Consider the following 17,237-nt stretch of genomic DNA (forward strand, 5'->3'; position numbering starts at 1 on the left):
CCTGTTCGTGCTCGAGTGTTTATCCTGTTTGACTGCTCTGACTTGGGTGTTCCCGCGCCGCTTCGGCGTACGCCCCGCCTTCTTGTTTCGCCCCCTCGGGCGACCTTCTTTGGCAAATGACCCAAAGAAGGCAAAGGTCTTGCCCCGGACATCCGGTTTTTCGCTTAGGCGAAAAATTCCCTCGTTGAATCGAAGTTTCCGGGGCACGCCACGACGGGCCGTCCCTGGCCCATCGTGGCTCTCGCGACATCCATGTCGCTCAACCCCTAAAACTCCAATTCCACTCGGTCTCCTGAACGGGGCGTTCGGCGTGCGCGGATATTTCCCTGGAAGTGTTTAAAAGCCAGGGGAGGGCGAGGCATTGGCTCTTCTTAGGAGCGAGCTTGCTCGCGAATCGCCCCAGCGCAGGAGCCGCCGGTGGGTTTGTTCGCGAGCAAGCTCGCTCCTACACAAAAGCCACAAGCCCATACAGTTTCCCTGTGATTCTGTACCTGTCGGCCGCCAGGGCGCGCCTCCTATACTCCGGGGACCTTTTCACTGGAGCGTCCCGTGCAGCAATCCCGGCCGTTCGCCCTCGCGTGCCTGGTGCTGGCCATGGCGCTGTGGGGCAGTTCGTTCATCGCGCTGAAGTTCGCCTTCCAGGAACTGCCGGCCATGTGGGTGATCTTCGCCCGCATGGCGCTGGGCAGCCTGATCTTCCTCGCCGCCTGGCGCTGGCGCGGGCGCATCGACTACCGTCCGGGCGACTGGCGGTGGCTGCTGGCGCTGGCCGCCTGCGAGCCGTGCCTGTATTTCATCTTCGAGTCCCTCGCGCTGCAGCACACCAGCGCCGCCCAGGCGGGGATGATCACCGCGTTGCTGCCTCTGCTGGTGGCGGTTGGCGCCTTCTTCCTGCTGCAGGAGACGATCGCCCGCAACACCTGGCTGGGCTTTGCCCTGGCGGTGCTCGGCTCGCTCTGGCTGACCCTGGGCAGCGAGCCGGACCGCCACGCGCCCAACCCACTACTGGGCAATTTCTACGAGCTGCTGGCAATGCTCTGCGCCACCGGCTACACCCTGTTGCTCAAGCACCTGTCGGCGCGCTATTCGCCCTTCATGCTCACGGCCATGCAGGCGTTCATCGGCTCGGTGTTCTTCCTGCCGCTGGCGTTGGCCACCTCCGGCGTGCCGGCGGCGCCCGGCCCGACCGGTTGGTTCGCCCTGGCCTACCTGGGCAGCGTGGTGACGGTCGGCGCCTACGGTCTGTACAACTTCGGCGTCAGCCGCCTGCCGGCGAGCCAGGCGACCGGCTTCATCAACCTGATCCCGGTGTTCACCCTCATCTTCGCCGCGCTGCTGCTGGGCGAGGTGCTCAGCGGCCAGCAGGCGCTGGCTGCGGGCCTGGTGTTCGCCGGTGTCGCCTTGAGCCAGTGGCGCAGCGCGCCGCCCACATCGCCCGCCGGTGTGCTGGACTGAACCCATTGAACCGCATGCCCTGCCAGGAGAACGACACGATGGCTGCCCAGGAACGCAACTGGACCCGCGAGGCGATCCGCATCATCGAAGCGGATTTCCAGCGCAGCGCCGATACCCACCTGATCCCCCTGGACATGCCCGGCCTGCCGGGCGTGGACCTGTACTTCAAGGACGAGTCGAGCCACCCCACCGGCAGCCTCAAGCACCGGCTGGCGCGCTCGCTGTTCCTCTATGCGCTGTGCAACGGCTGGCTGAAGCCGGGGGCGCCGGTGATCGAGGCGTCCAGCGGGTCGACGGCGATCTCCGAGGCGTACTTCGCCCGCCTGGTCGGCCTGCCGTTCATTGCCGTGGTGCCTGCCAGCACCTCGAAGGAGAAGATCGCGCAGATCGCCTTCTACGGTGGCCAGGCGCACCTGGTGGAAGACCCGACGCAGATCTACGCCGAGTCCGAGCGGCTGGCGAAGGAAACCGGCGGCCACTTCATGGATCAGTTCACCTACGCCGAGCGCGCCACCGACTGGCGGGCGAACAACAACATCGCCGAGTCGATCTTCCAGCAGATGCGCCACGAGCGCTTCCCCGAGCCGGCCTGGCTGGTCTCAAGCCCCGGCACCGGCGGCACCCTGGCGACCCTGGGGCGCTTCGCCCGCTACCGTCGGCATGACACCCACGTGCTCTGCGCCGATGCCGAGCGCTCGGTGTTCTTCGAGTCCTACAAGACCGGCGATCGCGATCTGACCCTGAGCTACGGCTCGCGCATCGAGGGCATCGGCCGGCCGCGGGTGGAGGCGTCCTTCCTGCCCAGCGTGCTCGATGCCTGCTGCAAGGTGCCGGACGACCTGTCGCTCGCCGCCATGCACTACCTGGCCCAGCGCCTGGGTCGGCGGGTCGGCGGCTCCAGCGGCACCAACCTGATCGGCGCGCTGCTGGTGGCGCAGCGGATGGCCGCGCGGCGCGAAAGCGGCTCGGTGGTGGCGATTCTCTGCGACAGCGGCGAGCGCTACGAAACCACCTACTACAACCCGCTGTGGCTGATATCCCAGGGCTTCGACCTCGATCCGCTGATCGAGGCCGTGCGCCAGTGCGCCGAGCACGGCGTGGCGCTGCCCGGCGATCTGCCCTGCATCGGACTGGAGTGAAGCCTGTGGCGGTAACCCTGAAAACCATCGGCCTGATCGGCGGCATGAGCTGGGAATCGACCATTCCCTACTACCGGCAGATCAACGAACGCATCAAGGAACGCCTGGGCGGCCTGCATTCGGCGAAGGTCGCGCTGTACAGCGTGGACTTCCACGAGATCGAGCGCCTGCAGCACGCCGGCGACTGGGACGCTGCCGGCCGCGTGCTGGCGGACGCGGCGCGTTCGCTGAAGGCGGCCGGGGCGGATTTCCTCGTGCTCTGTACCAACACCATGCACAAGGTGGCGCCGGCCATCGAGGCGGCGGTGGATATCCCGCTGCTGCACATCGCCGACCCCACCGCCGAGGCGATCCGCGCGGCGGGCGTCTCCACGGTCGGTCTGCTGGGCACGCGCTTCACCATGGAGCAGGCATTCTACAAGGACCGCCTGGCGGACCGTTTCGGGCTCAAGGTGCTGACGCCCAGCGAGGCCGACCGCGGGGTCGTGCACCGGATCATCTACGAGGAGCTGTGCCTGGGGCGGATCCGCGATGAATCGCGGGACGAGTACCGGCGCATCATCGGCGCGCTGGTGGAGCAGGGCGCCGAGGCGGTGATTCTGGGCTGCACGGAGATTTCCCTGCTGGTTGGCCCGCAGGACGCCTCGGTGCCGCTGTTCGACACCACGGCGCTCCATGCCCTGCAGGCGGCCGACGCTGCCATTCACGGAGAACCCGCATGAGCTTCATCAGCCTGAAGGTACGCGCCGCGTTCATCATGCACGGCTACGACGAGCAGAACCGCGAGGTCATCGAGCAGGTGTCGGACCCGGACTTCGTCGAGAAGCTGGTGCGCATCGAGCGCATCCAGTCGATCAGCGAAAAGTACGTGCTGGTGACCGCCAGCGACGGTCGGCTGGCCTACTGGGAATATGACGGGGAATTTGCCGTGCTCAAGGCGCGCCTGATGGCGGCGGGGCTGCTGGTCTGAGTCTTCCCGCCGCGTAGGGGCAACTGTTTTTCTCTCGAAAGTTCGTGGCTGGGTTCTTCCCTCTCCCTAACCCTCTCCCTGAAGGGAGAGGGGACCGTCCGGTGTGGTGTGGGGCCGAAGTGTCAGCCGGCCTGGATGGCTCCCTCTCCCTTCGGAGCGGGGCGCGCAGCCAGGGCGGGGGGAAAGGGCCGAAGCCCGCGCAGGGCTATCCAGGTAGGAACAACTGTCTTTCTCTGAAGCCCGTACCGGCTAATCCCGCCCTCACCCTAACCCTCTCCCAGAAGGGAGAGGGGACCGTCCGGTGTGGTTTGGGGCCGAAGTGTCAGCCGGTTCGGATGGCGCCCTCTCCCTTCGGAGCGGGGCGCGCAGCCAGGGCAGGTGAGAGGGCAGGCCCCGGCGCGACGCGGGCCTATCGCGGACGGAGTCCGCTCCTGCGTTGTCAGCGGGACCTGTGCGGTGTCGATCAGTCGCCGCTGGAGCCGCCCGGATAGGCGCAGCCGCGCATCACCTTGTCGTCCAGGCGCAGCTCGGCGGAGAGGTTGCTCAGCGCGCCGCTCATGCCGTCCTGGCAGCGTGCCGGGGCGACCCACAGCTCGACCTTCTCGCCGTTGGCTTCGCTGGAATAGCTGGTGCTGCCGTCGGGCACGCCTTCGGCGATGTAGGGCAGCACCAGCGGTTGCTTGCCCGGCTGTTCGATCAGCATGCCCTGGCCGTTGACCAGCACGCTCCAACCCGGCTCGTTGCCGTGGGCGCGGACCACCGCGCGCTTGAAGTTCGGGTCGTCGCAGCCGGCGCCTTCGTTCTGCAGGCGATAGACCTTGGCCACCTCCAGCTTGCCGTCGGTGCCCTGGGCGCTGCTGCCGCTGAAGCTGCCGCGCAGGTCGGCGTACAGCGACGTGGCGCCGTCGTTGAACATCTCCAGCGCATCGCGGGGCAGGCCGGTGTTGCCGGTATCCTCGATGCTGAAGCGGCGCTGCTCGGTGCAGCTGCGGAACACCAGCTTGCCGTCCTGGCGGCTCAGCTCGCCCTGCAGGCGGGTGGAGGCGTTAAGATCGGTCTTGTTCGGCGTCCACACCTGGCAGGCGGCGAACAGGGGCAGCAGGCTGAACAGAATGAAACGGCTGGATCGCATGGAACGGGCTCCTCGAAAGTGCGCCCACGTTACCCAGCGAAGCCGGCCACCTCAAGCCGAGGAGGAGGATTTCGGATGATTCGTTGCAAGCGCGCCTACGAGCCGCCGGCGCAGGAAGACGGCCAGCGGGTGCTGGTGGATCGCCTGTGGCCGCGCGGCATCCGCAAGGAAAACCTGCACCTGGCGCGGTGGGCCAAGGAGGCATCGCCGTCCAGCGAACTGCGCCAGCGCTTCCACCATGACCCGAGTCTGTTCGAGGACTTCCGCCAGGCGTACCACGGCGAACTGAACGCCCACCCGGAGCACTGGATGGGCCTGCTCGACCTCGCGCGGCAGGGCACGCTGACGCTGCTGTATGCGGCCAAGGATGAGGAGCACAACAACGCCCGGGTGCTGGCCGAGTTTCTGGAAGACGAGCTGGAGAAGCAGGGCGAGGGGAGTTCGCCGGTGTGCTATGCTGGCAAGAGCGAATAGCTGACTCGCTGTGCCCTCTCCCTTAGCGCCGTGCCCAGGCTCCTCCCTCGCCCCCGCCCTGAAGGGAGAGGGAGCCGATCGGCACTGTTCAGCACGGTGTTTCGCTTGAAGCTGAACAGACCCCTCTCCCTTCAGGGAGAGGGTTAGGGAGAGGGAGTCCGAGCGTCGGGGTTTCCCTGGAGCGGCCCTCACCAGATCTTGTACACCTGCCCGCTCTGCTTGCCTTCCACGCTACGGGCGAAGCCCAGGGCGGCGTCGGCGGCCGGCACCGGCTTGAAGCCGCGGAAGAACGGCGCATAGCCCTCCATCGACTCCACCAGCACGTTCGGGCTGACCGCGTTGATCCGCTGGCCGCGCGGCAGTTCCAGGGCGGCGCTGCGCACGAAGCCTTCCAGCGCGCCGTTGACCAGGCTGGCCGAGCTGCCCAGCACTATGGGCTGCTCGCTGAGGATGCCGCTGGTGAGGGTGAAGGACGCACCATCGTTGGCGTATTGGCTGCCGATCAGCACCAGGTTCACCTGGCCCATCAGCTTGTCCTTGAGACCAACGGCCATTTCCGTCTCGCCCATTTCCGCCAGTGCGCCGAAGTGCACCTTGCCGGCCGCGCTGATCAGCGCATCGAAACCGCCGACCTGCTCGAACAGCGCGCGGATCGAGGCGCTGTCGGTGATGTCCACGCGATAGTCGCCGCTGCTGCGGCCGACGCGCAGGATCTCGTGGCGCGGGCCCAGTTCGTTGGCGACGGCCTGGCCGAGGGTGCCGCTGGCACCGATCAGGATGATTTTCATGAAGGCTCCGAAGGGATGTGGCTGAAGACGGCTTCAGAGTAGAGTGGTCTCCTGTTCAGATAATCCTGCCAATCGATAACCTTTGGTTTTCATATGGAAACAATCGCCAGCGATCTGCAAGACCTCTCCGCCTTCGCCGTCCTGCTGGAGTGTGGCAGCTTCACCCGCGCGGCGGAGAAGCTCGGGTGCAGCAAGGGCCAGCTGTCCAAGCGGATCTCCGCGCTTGAACAGGCGCTGGGCACGACGCTGGTGCACCGCACCACGCGGCGCCTGTCGCTGACGGCCGCGGGCGCCGCGCTGCTGCCCGAGGCCCAGGCGCTCAATGCCCAGGCCGCGCGGGCGCGGCGGGCGGTGCTGGCGTTGCAGGAGGAGGCGCAGGGCAAGGTGCGGCTGAGCATGCCGGTGTCCCTGGGCGAGACTTTTTTCGACGCCTGGCTGATGGAGTTTTCCCGCCGGTACCCGGAGATTCGCCTGGAACTGGACCTGTCCAACGAGCGCCGCGACCTGGTGGCCGACGGTTTCGACCTGGCGATCCGCTCCGGCAACCTGGCGGTGGACGAGCGCCTGGTGGCACGACCGCTCTTTGCCCTGCAGGAGCTGACCTGCGCGACGCCCGATTACCTTGCCGAGCACGGCGTGCCGGAGGCGCCGGCGGACCTGGCCGGGCATTCCTGCCTGCAGAACACGCACTACCAGGACAGCGATGTCTGGCTGTACCAGCGCCACCACGAGCTGTTCCGGGTGACGGTGAACGGGCTGCTGGCGAGCAACCACTACACCTTGCTGAAGAAAGCGGCACTGGCAGGTGCAGGAATCAGCCGACTGCCGTCCTACATGATTCAGCAGGAATTGGCTGAAGGCAGTCTGGTCTGGCTGCTGCGCGACTACCAGACCCGGACCCAGCCGGTGTTTCTCATCCACCCGTACCAGAGCCGCTTGCCACGTCGCACGCAACTGCTGGCGGACTACCTGCTGCGCTGGTTCGAGCGGAGCCGGATGCAGTTGGTCGCCCTGGAAAGTTGACGAGGGTCTCGTTCAGCTTCATTCAGCGTTGGTTCAGGGAGAGTTCAGTGGGAGTTCAGGGGGGCCTCTGTAGACTTTCGCCATCCTTTTCTGAAAGCCTCTCGAGGTAATCACCATGAACCGTTCCACGCTGCTGCTGACTGCTTTGTTCACCAGTGCCGCTCTGCTGAGCGGCTGCGCCTCCGACCTGTCGGGCTCGTCCTACTCCCGTGCCGATGCCCGCGCCGTGCAGAATGTCCGCATGGGCACCATCGAATCCCTGCGCCCGGTGCAGATCGAGGGCACCAAGACGCCCATCGGCACCCTGGCCGGGGCGGCGGTCGGCGGCATCGCCGGCAGCTCCATCGGCGGCGGCCGTGGCCAGGCCATCACCACGATTCTCGGCGGTGTCGCCGGCGGCATGGCCGGTTCGGCGGTGGAAGAAGGCGTGACCCGTACCCAGGGCGTCGAGATCGTCGTCCGCGAGGACGACGGCAGCACCCGGGCCTACGTCCAGGCGGTGGACGCGAACCAGCAGTTCCGCGTGGGTGATCGCGTTCGCATCATGTCCGTCAACGGCAACAGCCGCGTGACGATATGAAGGGGGCACACAGGATGCGCCGCCTGCTGATCGCTGCACTGGCCCTGCTCGGCTGTGGCACCGCCATGGCCGAGGAGGGGGGCTTCTGGTACCTGCAGACCAGCGTGTACACCACCCACTGGAGCAACGACCCGGATCACAACAACCACCAGAACCTGATCGGCCTGGAGCGCAACCGCGCCGATGGCATCGTGTTCGGTGGTGCGACCTTCAGGAACTCCTTCAGCCAGCGTTCCAACTATGTCTACGCCGGCAAGCGCTTCGACTGGGAAGGCACGCCGTTCTACGCCAAGGTCACCGGCGGCGCGCTGCAGGGCTATCACGGTGAGTATCGCGACAAGATCCCGCTGAACCGCTACGGCGTGGCGCCGGCGATCATTCCTTCGGTCGGTGCGCACCTGGGTCCGGTGGGTACCGAGTTGGTGGTGCTGGGTACCTCTGCCGCGATGGTCAACGTCGGGGTGCGTTTCTGACCTGCCGCGCCCCGGCATGACGGCAAAAAGGATACGCGCGGACTGCAGGGCCAGGGCCGCGCCCGTGCGTATCCTGCGCCGTGCTCCGCTTCAGCTCGCGACGTCCGCCAGCGCCTTGTCCAGGCAGTCGATGAACAGCTCGGCATGCTCCTGTTCGAAGGCCAGCAGCGGGCGAATCTTCAGGATGTTCTCCAGCGGCCCCGCCGCGCTGATCAACACGCCGCGCTCGCGCATGCCGTTGACCACCCGGCGCGTCTGCTCGGCGGCCGGCGTTTTCGCCCCGCGGTCGGTGACCAGCTCGACGCCCAGGAACAGCCCCGCGCCGCGCACGTCGCCGATCAGTTCATGGCGCTCGGCCAGATGGCGGATGCCGTCGGCCAGGAAGGCGCCGATGCGCCGGGAGCGTTCCTGCAACTGTTCATCGCGGATCACGTCGAGCACCGCCTGGGCCGCCGCGCAGGACACCGGGTTGCCGCCGAAGGTGTTGAAGTAGCGCACCTCGCGGCCGAAGCGTTCGAGGATTGGCGGGCGTACCACCACGCCGGCGATGGGCTGGCCGTTGCCCATGGGCTTGCCCAGGGTGACCAGGTCGGGCTGCACGCCGTGGCGCTGGAAGCCCCACATGGCATCGCCGGTGCGGGCGAAGCCGCTTTGCACTTCGTCGGCGATGTAGAGCAGGCCTTCCTCCTGGGCGACCTTCACCGCTTCGGCGAGGAAGCCGGCGGGGCCGGCCAGCACGCCGTCGCTGGCGAAGATGCCGTCGAGCAGCAGGGCGGCGGGCTTGATGCCGTGGGCGCGCAGGTCGGCGATGGCGGCGCGCACGTCGTCGGCGAACAGCTTGCCGACGTTTTCCGCACCCAGCCGGTAAGCGTCTGGCGCAATCACGGTGCGCGCGTGTGCGGGGAGGGTGATGCCCGCGCCGAGGGACGGCGACAGCTCGGCAATGCTGCCGGTGACGCCGTGGTAGGCGAAGCGGGTGATGATCACCCCGGTGCCGCCGGTGTACTGGTGGGCGATGCGCAGGGCGAGGTCGTTGGCTTCGCTGCCGGTGCAGGTGAACATCACCTGGTCCAGGCCGGCGGGGAAGGTGCCGAGCAGGTCCTCGGCGTAGTCGAGGATGCCTTCCTGCAAGTAACGCGTGTGGGTGTTCAACACGGCCGCCTGGCTGGCGATGGCCTGCACCACGCGCGGGTGGCAGTGGCCGATGGAGGCGACGTTGTTGTAGGCGTCCAGGTAGCGGTTGCCCTGGTTGTCGTAGAGCCATACGCCTTCGCCGCGCACGGTGTGCAGCGGGCGCTCGTAGAACAGCCGGTAGGCCGGGCCGAGCAGGCGCGCGCGGCGCTCGATCAGATGGCGTTCCTGTTCGCTCAGGCGCTCGGCGTCGGCGGCGCTGAAGCCATTGGGCATGGTCATGGGCGGGGCTCCTGGTGATGCGCAGGGTGCGGGGCGCAGGCGGTGGCGATCTGCTCCTGCGCCTGTTCCCGGGTAAGGCCGGCCAGGCCTTGCAGGGCCTGCCAGGCGTGGCGGGTGTTGCGCAGGATGTAGTCGCGGTTCTCGGGATGCAGGCTGGCGCGCCAGGCGGTGATGCTCAGGGTCATGATCAGCCGCGTGGCAATCAGGTCGGCAAGGATTTCCTGTTCCTCGGCCAGCAAGGGGCAGCGCCGGTGGTACGCGGCAATCATCTCGCACGCGGTGGCCAGTGGCGCGTCCCGTTCGCCCACCTGGTAGGCGGCGGCGACTCCCAAGTCGTTGATCAGCGGGGCATGCACCATGTCGCCGAAGTCGAGGATGTTGCGCACCTGGTCCGGGTGCCGCGCATCGACGATGACGTTGTGCGGGTTGAGGTCGTTGTGGATGACCTGGGCGCGCAGCGAGCCCTGGCGGGGCAGGGCGTGGCGCTCGAAGTTGTCGAGGAAGCGCTCGACCAGCGCACGCTGGTCGCGATCTTCAAGGTAGGGCAGCAGGTTGCGCAGCCGCGAGGCGTGCTTGAGGTCCCAGAGCAATTCGTGGCCGGCGGTGGCCGGGTGCTCGAAGCCTTTGAGGGCCAGGCCGAGGCGAGCCAGGCTGTCGCCCAGGTGCTCGCGCAGGGCGCGGCTGCGTCGCGGCACGCGGTGCAGCGGGACGCCATCGACGAAGGAGAACAGCCGGGCAATCATCGGCTGGCCGTCGACGACCAGGGGAATCTGGTGTTCGCCGTCCAGCGCAGGGTAGACGCGCTGCACCGCCAGGGTCGGGTCCCGGGCTTCGACGCGCAGCAGAGCGCGGGTCTGAAAGTCCACCACCTGCGGATCTTCCAGCGGGTGGGAGAGCTTCAGCAGGCGGTCCTCGCCATGGCCGTGGGCGATGTGGAAGTTCAGGTCGCGTTCACCGGCCAGGCGGTGCAGCGTGCCGCGCTGGCCGAAGTATTCCTCGGCGATGGCAGCGGCCTGGGCGTCGCTCACCTGGGCGGGGGCCGCTTCCAGCAGGTGATCGTGGACGGGAGCGGTATTGAGGGGCACGGGTACTTCTCCAACGGGTTCAGCGGGTCCAACAGTTCCAGCGGTGCAACAGTAGAGCGGTGGTCGGGCGAGGGTTGCTCCCGCCCGGCGCGGCGCCGGGCAGGAGCGCCGGGCTTACTTGCTCGCCCAGGCGTTGAAGCGTTGTTCCAGTTCCTCGCCGTGGTCGATCCAGAACTCGGTGTCCATGGCGCGTGCGTTCGCAAGGTTCTGCGGCGCGGTGGGCAGCTTTGGCGCGATGGCCGGGTCGATCAGCGGAATGGTGTTCCTGTTGGTCGGGCCATAGGGAATGTTCTCGGCGAAGACCTTCTGGTGCTCGGGCTTGTTGGCCAGGGCGATGAACTGCTCGGAGAGGTCCTTCTTCGGGCTGCCCTTGACGATGGCCCAGTGGTCCAGGTCATAGATGCTGCCATTCCACTGGATGGTGAAGTCGCGGCCTTCCTTCTGCGCGGTGGCGACGCGGCCGTTGTAGGCGCTGGTCATCACCACGTCACCGGCCGCCAGCCACTGCAGCGGTTGCGCGCCGGCTTCCCACCACTGGATGTACGGCTTGATCTCGTCGAGCTTCTTGAACGCGCGGTCCACGCCTTCCTTGGTGCCCAGCACCTTGTACAGGTCGGCCTGCTTCACGCCGTCGGCTTCCAGGGCGAATTCAAGGGTGAACTTGGCGCCACGGCGCAGGCCGCGCTTGCCCGGGTACTTCTTCACGTCCCAGAAGTCGGCCCAGCCGGTGGGCGCGCTGGCGAGCTTCTTGGCGTCGTAGGTCAGCACCGTGGACCAAATGAAAATGCCCACGCCGCAATCGCTCACGGCGGCGTCGAGGAAGTCCTCGCGCTTGCCCAGCTTCGACCAGTCGAGCTGTTCGAACAGGCCTTCGCTGCAACCGCGCATCAATTCCGGGGACTCCACCTCGACCACGTCCCAGCTGGTCTTGCCGGTGTCGGCCATGACCTTGATCTTGGCCATCTCGCCGTTGTACTCGGCGCCCTGGACGGTGACCTTCGCCTGCTGCTCGAAGGGTTTGTAGAAGGCCTTTTCCTGGGCCACCTTGTTGTCTCCACCGAAGGACACCACGGTGAGTGTTTCGGCATGCAGCTGGGCGGCGCCGCCGGCCAGCATCATCAGTGCTACGGCTTTCTTGAACATGCGATGACTCCTGAGCGGGCCAATCCGGCCCATGAATAAGAGGGCAGCTTCAAGAGTGGGGCGCTGCGCCGGGCCAAGCTGGCAGACCGGCGGGTACGCCCTCGGACATCAGGGAGAGGAACGGGCGGAACGGGTGAAGTCGATCATCAGGGGTGCTCCGTTTCTTGTTGTTGTTCGGACAGCCGGTCAGGACCAGGCGGATCGATTAAAGCACCTTCCAAAATATGATGCATCATGTTTTTATGGGCGCCATCGCTTCACGGATGTTCACCGATCGCGCGTTCAGACTTGAGAGGGATGCCCCATGAACCAGACCCGAACCCTGCTGCTCACCGGCGCCAGCCGCGGCATCGGCCACGCCACGGTGAAGCATTTCAACGCCGCCGGCTGGCGCGTCTTCACCGCCTCGCGCCAGGACTGGAGCGCCGAATGCCCTTGGGCCGAAGGGCTGATCAACCACATCCACCTGGACCTGGAAGACATCGACAGCGTCCAGGCCAGCCTGCCGATGATCCGCGAGAAGCTGGGCGGCAGCCTGCACGCGCTGGTGAACAACGCCGGCATCTCGCCCAAGGGCCCGGAGGGCGAGCGGCTGGGGGTGCTGAGCAGTGACTACGCCACCTGGCTCAAGGTGTTCAACGTCAACCTGTTCTCCACCGCGCTGCTGGCGCGCGGACTGTTCGAGGAGCTGAAGGCGGCCCGGGGCTCGGTGATCAACGTCACCTCCATCGCCGGCTCCCGCGTGCATCCGTTCGCCGGCGCCGCCTACGCCTGCTCGAAGGCGGCGCTGGCGGCACTCACCCGCGAGATGGCCCATGATTTCGGGCCGCACGGTGTGCGCGTCAACGCCATCGCGCCGGGGGAGATCGACACGGCGATCCTGTCCTCGGGCACCGAGCAGATCGTCGAGCGCGACATTCCCCTGCACCGCCTGGGCAAGCCGGAGGAGGTCGCCTCGCTGATCCACTTCCTCTGCACCAGCGGCGCGTCCTACGTGAATGGTGCGGAAATCCACGTCAACGGCGGCCAGCATGTGTGACCGCGCTGGCATCTCCCGCGCGCAATCCGCATCATGCGCGCCGGCAATGCCGCAGCACCGGACGACAACGCGATGAACTACCCGATCGATGGCCTGAATCACTCCTACCTTGGCAGCGGCGTCTATGCGTTGCTGCGCGAGGCGTTGATCACCGGTCGCTTCAAGCCGGACGACCGTTTGCGCATCCGTGACCTGGCCCAGCAACTGGGCACCAGCGTCACCCCCGTGCGCGACGCCATCCTGCAGTTGGCCAAGGAACAGGCGCTGGTGCTCAAGACTCCGCGGGACATCCGCGTGCCGCTGCTCACCCGCGAGCAGTACCTGGAGATTCGCAGCATCCGCGTGGCGCTCGAAGGCCTCGCTGCGCAGACCGCCGCCGAGCGCGCCAGCGACGCGCAGCTGGACGAACTGGAAGCCAACATCCGCGACAACCTCGCCGCGATTCATGCCCAGGATCTGGTGCTGGCGCTCAAGCTCAACCAGGCCTTCCACTTCGCCCTGGCCGACATCGCCGGCATGCCGCTGCTGCGCGCCTTCCTCGACAGCCTGTGGATGCGCACCGGCCCGCTGATCGCCCAGGCCTACGCCGACTTCAACGAACGCATGGCCATCGAGCACCACTGGGACGTCCTGCACGCCCTGCGCGAACGCAACGGCGCCGCGGCTCGCGAAGCGATCCATGCCGACCTGCTGGACGGCAGCGAGAAGATGCTGGAATTCATCGCCCAGAGCGAAGTACCGGCGCAGGAAGCCGGCTGAGGCGGATTGCTCCCTGTAGGAACGGGCCACGCCCGTGATCGCGGGCATGGCCCGCTCCTACAGTGTCGGCGCCGAAGTCAGGGGGGCTGTAGGAGCGGATCTTATCCGCGATCCGGCCGTCAGGCTGGTGGCTCTTGTCCCGGCTGCGCCGGGATTTCGCGGAGAAGCTCCGCTCCTACGAAGAGCTGCACCGCAGGGCGGATGCCCCTGAGCGGGTCGCCGCTGATGGACTCGCGGCGGATAACGATTGGCGCGCTGTGCGCCCTGGGCGCTGATTGCTCCCTGCAGGAACGGGCCATGCCCGTGATCGCGGGCATGGCCCGCTCCTACAGGTTCGGCGCCGAAGTCAGGGGTGTCTGTAGGAGCGAGCTTGCTCGCGAACCGCATCGTACCGAGTTGGCCGACGAGAGTGTTCGCGAGCAAGCTCGCTCCTACGAAAAGCAAAATCTCAGACCGCGCCATCCTTGCGCAGCGCCGCGATGGCCGCTGCGTCGTACCCCAACCCGGACAGCAGCTCGTCCGTATGTTCGCCCAGCTTGGGCCCGATCCACTCGGCGCTGCCGGGCGTCTCGGAGAGTTTGGGGACGATGCCGGGCATGCGGAACGGCTTGCCGTCGGGCAACTTGGCCGAGAGGAACATCTCCCGCGCGAGGAATTGCGGGTCGGCGAACATGTCCTCGGCGGAGAAGATGCGGCTGGCCGGCACCTCGGCGTCGTTGAGCACCTTCAGCACGGCGTCCAGCGATTCGGAGCGCGCCCAGCGGTCGATGATGCCGTACAGCTCGTCGCGGCGGGCATCGCGGCCGTCGTTGCTGGCCAGGGTCGGGTCTTCGGCAAGGTCGAGGCGGCCGATGGCGGTCATGAAGCGGCGGAAGATGGCATCGCCATTGGCGGCGATCTGCACGTGCTTGCCGTCGGCCGTGGTGTGCACCGAGGAGGGCGTGATGCCGGGCATGATGTTGCCGGAGCGTTCGCGGATGAAGCCGAACACGTCGAACTCCGGCACCATCGACTCCATCATGGCGAACACCGCTTCGTAGAGCGCCACGTCCACCACCTGCCCGGCGCCGCCGTTCACCTCGCGGTGACGCAGTGCCATCAGCGCGCCGATCACCCCCCACAGCGCCGCGATGGAGTCGCCGATGGAAATCCCGGTGCGCACCGGCGGGCGGTCCTCGAAACCGGTGATGTAGCGCAGCCCGCCCATCGACTCGCCCACCGCGCCGAAGCCCGGCTGGTCCTTGTAGGGGCCGCTCTGGCCGAAGCCGGACAGGCGCACCATCACCAGCTTCGGGTTCAGCGCGTGGATCACGTCCCAGCCCAGGCCGAGCTTCTCCAGCACGCCGGGGCGGAAGTTCTCGATCAGGATGTCGGCCTCGGCCAGCAACTTCTTGAGTACCTCGCGGCCGGACTCGTGCTTGAGGTTCAAGGTCAGCGACCGCTTGTTGCGCGCCTGTACGAACCACCACAGCGAGGTGCCCTCGTAGAGCTTGCGCCACTTGCGCAGCGGGTCGCCGCCATCGGGCGATTCGACCTTGATGACCTCGGCGCCGAATTCCGCGCACAGGCGCGAGGCGAAGGGGCCGGCGATGAGGGTGCCCAGTTCGATGACCTTGAGGCCGGCGAGGGGTTTGGCGGTGCTGTTCATCGGTCTGTCCGATCAGAAGGTAATCGCCGGACTCTAACGCGTGTGCGCCGCTTCGAACAGGCCGCCGAGCAGACGTCCGGCAGCGGTGCTTTGCGCCGACCTTTGGCGCGCGTAGAGTAGCGACATTCAAGGACGTTTCTTATTCCAGCTCTCCGGTTTTCGGACAGGTACACCGTGATGCGCTCGCCCATTTGCAGACAGCCCGCAGGCCTGGCGGCATTCCCCGACGAATGCGCGCAGGTGGGTGGCGAGGGGGCTGCATGACGTTGAACCTGCCGACGCTGGTGGTCGTCGACCTTTACGTCCTGACCCTGGTCGGTGTGCTGATGGCCTTTGCCTGGCACAGCGGCCGACGCGAACCGACCCTGGGCTGCATGAGCGCTGCGCTGCTGCTGGGCGCCCTCGGTACGTTCCTGGGAACCTTGCGCGGCATCGGCGTCGACTGGGTGGCCATCCTGGTCGGCAACGTCATCCTGCACCTGTGTGCGGCGATGACCTGGACCTCCATGCGGGTCTTCGCCGGCCGCGTGGCGAACTGGCCGCTGATCGCGGCCGGCGCCGCCTTGTGGGCGGTGCTCTGCCTGGTCCCGGCGTTCTACGAGTCCCTCGCCGCGCGGGTGCTGGTCAGCACCGCGATCACCATCCTCTATTGCCTGGCGTCGCTCTCCGAACTCTGGCGCAGCCGCCGCCAGCTGGAAGTGGAGCTGCGCCCGACCCTGATACTGCTGGCCTTCCACACGCTGGTCTACGGCGTGCGGCTGGTGGTGGACCGCGGCATGCCGTTCGCCAGCGTGGCGAACAATGGCGAGGGCTCGACCTTCTTCACCTTCCTGGTCTTCGAGACGATGCTCTTCGCCATCGGTATCGCCTTCGCCACCCTGGCGATGGTCAAGGAGCGCGCCGAGCTGCAGTTCCGCAGCGCTGCCCTGAGCGACCCGCTGACCGGCGTGGGCAACCGCCGCGCCTTCATGGAAACCGGCGAGCGCCTGCTGCGCCTATGCGCCGAGCGTGGCGAACAGGCCTCGCTGCTGCTCTGCGACCTGGACAACTTCAAGCGCCTCAACGACTCCTTCGGCCATCCCGCCGGCGACCGCGTGCTGGTGGAGTTCAGCCGCATCATCGCCTCGCGGATGCGCAAGCACGACCAGTTCGCCCGCATCGGCGGCGAAGAGTTCGCCTGCCTGCTGGTCGCCGCCGACACCGAGGGTGCCTGCCAGGTGGCCGAACGGGTGCGCCGCGAGTTCGCCGAGCTGCCGTTCATGGCCGAGGGCCAGCTCAGCGTCAGCATTGGTATCGCCACCACGCGCGAGGCCGGGCATGACCTGCTGCGCCTGCTGTCGCTGGCCGACCAGGCGCTCTACGCCGCCAAGGCCAAGGGCCGCAACCGCATCGAACTGGCCGCGCCGGAGCCTGGAGCCGACCGGCGTCCACGTAGTTGAGCCACGGCGCAGGTGCTTTCGCGGTAGACTTGCCGCCTTCGAAAATTCGCCGGGAATGCCCATGGCCCTGTCCGCCACGCCCTACAAAGCCGATATCAGCCTGACCGACCTCGACCGCGGGGTCTACGAGACCCTGCGCTTCACCGTTGCCCGCCATCCTTCGGAAACCGAGGAACGCCTGGCGGTGCGCCTGCTCGCCTACGTCATCTGGTACAACGAGCAACTGGCCTTCGGCCGTGGCCTGTCGGACGTGGAGGAGCCCTCGCTCTGGGAAAAGAGCCTGGACGACCGGGTGCTGCACTGGATCGAAGTCGGCCAGCCCGACGCCGAGCGCCTGACCTGGTGCTCGCGGCGCTGCGAAAAGCTGACCCTCGTCGCCTACGGCAACCTGCGCGTGTGGACCACCAAGGTGCTCGACAGCGTGCGCCATCTGAAGAATCTCAACGTCGTCGCCTTGCCCCAGGAGCCGCTGGAGGAAATCTCCCGCGACCTGCCGCGCTCGATCAACTGGACCGTGATGATCAGCGAAGGGACCATTTTCGTCACCGACGAGCGCGGCCAGCATGAGCTGCAAGTCGAGTGGCTGATGGGCGAACGTTAATCGCGCTAGCTGCGCGTCGGCCCGGCTGCGTTGGAAGTAGGCCCGGGCGTGCTCATTTACTAAAGTAAACTCCGCC

The 17,237-nt window shown here is 67.0% G+C and carries 18 protein-coding genes; 12 read left to right on the plus strand and 6 right to left on the minus strand.

Translation table 11 applies throughout. The features are described 5' to 3' along the window. Positions 1-549: 549 nt before the first annotated feature. The 4 genes from ACNFIA_RS22990 to ACNFIA_RS23005 are packed head-to-tail and all read left to right on the plus strand — an operon-like array spanning position 550 to position 3,564. Positions 550-1,455, plus strand: coding sequence for a DMT family transporter (locus ACNFIA_RS22990; RefSeq protein ID WP_416788975.1), 906 nt, complete (start codon positions 550-552; stop codon positions 1,453-1,455). Between the two features lie 38 nt (positions 1,456-1,493). After that, complete coding sequence (locus ACNFIA_RS22995; protein WP_416788977.1) at positions 1,494-2,594, plus strand: PLP-dependent cysteine synthase family protein; 1,101 nt, start codon at positions 1,494-1,496, stop codon at positions 2,592-2,594. A gap of 17 nt (positions 2,595-2,611) precedes the next feature. Further along, positions 2,612-3,316, plus strand: coding sequence for an aspartate/glutamate racemase family protein (locus ACNFIA_RS23000; protein WP_416789082.1), 705 nt, complete (start codon positions 2,612-2,614; stop codon positions 3,314-3,316). Beyond that, a complete protein-coding gene (locus ACNFIA_RS23005) occupies positions 3,313-3,564 on the plus strand; it encodes a hypothetical protein (protein ID WP_259756768.1) in 252 nt (83 codons plus the stop codon). Before ACNFIA_RS23000 ends, ACNFIA_RS23005 begins: the two co-directional genes overlap by 4 nt. 463 nt (positions 3,565-4,027) lie before the next feature. Here the strand turns inward: ACNFIA_RS23005 and ACNFIA_RS23010 are convergent, their stop codons facing one another. Continuing rightward, the gene (locus tag ACNFIA_RS23010) at positions 4,028-4,696 is read right to left on the minus strand and encodes a COG3650 family protein (protein ID WP_259756767.1); all 669 of its coding nucleotides are present in this window, start codon (positions 4,694-4,696) and stop codon (positions 4,028-4,030) included. A 75-nt stretch (positions 4,697-4,771) separates the two neighbouring features. On the opposite strand from ACNFIA_RS23010, the gene ACNFIA_RS23015 reads away from it, so the two are divergent. After that, positions 4,772-5,170 (plus strand): DUF488 domain-containing protein, encoded by a 399-nt coding sequence (locus ACNFIA_RS23015; RefSeq protein WP_259756766.1) that lies wholly within the window; start codon positions 4,772-4,774, stop codon positions 5,168-5,170. Positions 5,171-5,358: 188 nt separating this feature from the next. Here the strand turns inward: ACNFIA_RS23015 and ACNFIA_RS23020 are convergent, their stop codons facing one another. Continuing rightward, entirely contained in the window at positions 5,359-5,958 is a 600-nt protein-coding gene (locus ACNFIA_RS23020) for a short chain dehydrogenase (RefSeq protein WP_416788980.1), read from the minus strand. Between the two features lie 93 nt (positions 5,959-6,051). Here ACNFIA_RS23020 and ACNFIA_RS23025 point away from each other — a divergent pair, with 93 nt between their 5' ends. The 3 genes from ACNFIA_RS23025 to ACNFIA_RS23035 all read left to right on the plus strand — a co-directional run bounded on the left by ACNFIA_RS23025 (position 6,052) and on the right by ACNFIA_RS23035 (position 8,034). Then, positions 6,052-6,981: a LysR family transcriptional regulator gene (locus ACNFIA_RS23025; RefSeq protein WP_416788983.1), complete on the plus strand. Its 930-nt coding sequence runs from the start codon at positions 6,052-6,054 to the stop codon at positions 6,979-6,981. 115 nt (positions 6,982-7,096) lie between these two features. Continuing rightward, entirely contained in the window at positions 7,097-7,561 is a 465-nt protein-coding gene (locus ACNFIA_RS23030; RefSeq protein ID WP_416788985.1) for a glycine zipper 2TM domain-containing protein, read from the plus strand. Positions 7,562-7,575: 14 nt separating this feature from the next. Beyond that, positions 7,576-8,034 (plus strand): sn-glycerol-3-phosphate transporter, encoded by a 459-nt coding sequence (locus ACNFIA_RS23035; protein WP_259756762.1) that lies wholly within the window; start codon positions 7,576-7,578, stop codon positions 8,032-8,034. Positions 8,035-8,124: 90 nt separating this feature from the next. Here the strand turns inward: ACNFIA_RS23035 and ACNFIA_RS23040 are convergent, their stop codons facing one another. The 3 genes from ACNFIA_RS23040 to ACNFIA_RS23050 all read right to left on the minus strand — a co-directional run bounded on the left by ACNFIA_RS23040 (position 8,125) and on the right by ACNFIA_RS23050 (position 11,675). After that, entirely contained in the window at positions 8,125-9,447 is a 1,323-nt protein-coding gene (locus ACNFIA_RS23040; RefSeq protein ID WP_416788987.1) for an aspartate aminotransferase family protein, read from the minus strand. Next, positions 9,444-10,532 (minus strand): phosphotransferase, encoded by a 1,089-nt coding sequence (locus tag ACNFIA_RS23045; protein ID WP_259756759.1) that lies wholly within the window; start codon positions 10,530-10,532, stop codon positions 9,444-9,446. Before ACNFIA_RS23045 ends, ACNFIA_RS23040 begins: the two co-directional genes overlap by 4 nt. A gap of 114 nt (positions 10,533-10,646) precedes the next feature. Further along, positions 10,647-11,675, minus strand: a complete 1,029-nt coding sequence (locus ACNFIA_RS23050; RefSeq protein WP_259756758.1) for an ABC transporter substrate-binding protein — start codon at positions 11,673-11,675, stop codon at positions 10,647-10,649. Between the two features lie 304 nt (positions 11,676-11,979). On the opposite strand from ACNFIA_RS23050, the gene ACNFIA_RS23055 reads away from it, so the two are divergent. Both ACNFIA_RS23055 and ACNFIA_RS23060 read left to right on the plus strand, forming a co-directional pair. Next, positions 11,980-12,714 (plus strand): SDR family NAD(P)-dependent oxidoreductase, encoded by a 735-nt coding sequence (locus ACNFIA_RS23055; RefSeq protein ID WP_259756757.1) that lies wholly within the window; start codon positions 11,980-11,982, stop codon positions 12,712-12,714. A gap of 72 nt (positions 12,715-12,786) precedes the next feature. Beyond that, the gene (locus ACNFIA_RS23060; protein ID WP_416789084.1) at positions 12,787-13,473 is read left to right on the plus strand and encodes a GntR family transcriptional regulator; all 687 of its coding nucleotides are present in this window, start codon (positions 12,787-12,789) and stop codon (positions 13,471-13,473) included. Positions 13,474-13,921: 448 nt separating this feature from the next. Here ACNFIA_RS23060 and ACNFIA_RS23065 read toward each other — a convergent pair whose 3' ends face one another. Further along, positions 13,922-15,121, minus strand: a complete 1,200-nt coding sequence (locus tag ACNFIA_RS23065) for a CaiB/BaiF CoA transferase family protein (protein ID WP_416788990.1) — start codon at positions 15,119-15,121, stop codon at positions 13,922-13,924. A gap of 260 nt (positions 15,122-15,381) precedes the next feature. On the opposite strand from ACNFIA_RS23065, the gene ACNFIA_RS23070 reads away from it, so the two are divergent. After that, positions 15,382-16,560, plus strand: coding sequence for a diguanylate cyclase (locus ACNFIA_RS23070; protein WP_416788992.1), 1,179 nt, complete (start codon positions 15,382-15,384; stop codon positions 16,558-16,560). Positions 16,561-16,621: 61 nt separating this feature from the next. Beyond that, positions 16,622-17,161, plus strand: coding sequence for a YaeQ family protein (locus tag ACNFIA_RS23075; RefSeq protein ID WP_259756753.1), 540 nt, complete (start codon positions 16,622-16,624; stop codon positions 17,159-17,161). The last annotated feature ends 76 nt before the right edge of the window (positions 17,162-17,237 follow it).

The sequence above is a fragment of the Pseudomonas sp. NY15437 genome (assembly GCF_048068435.1).
Classification (GTDB): Bacteria; Pseudomonadota; Gammaproteobacteria; order Pseudomonadales; family Pseudomonadaceae; genus Pseudomonas; species Pseudomonas nitroreducens_B.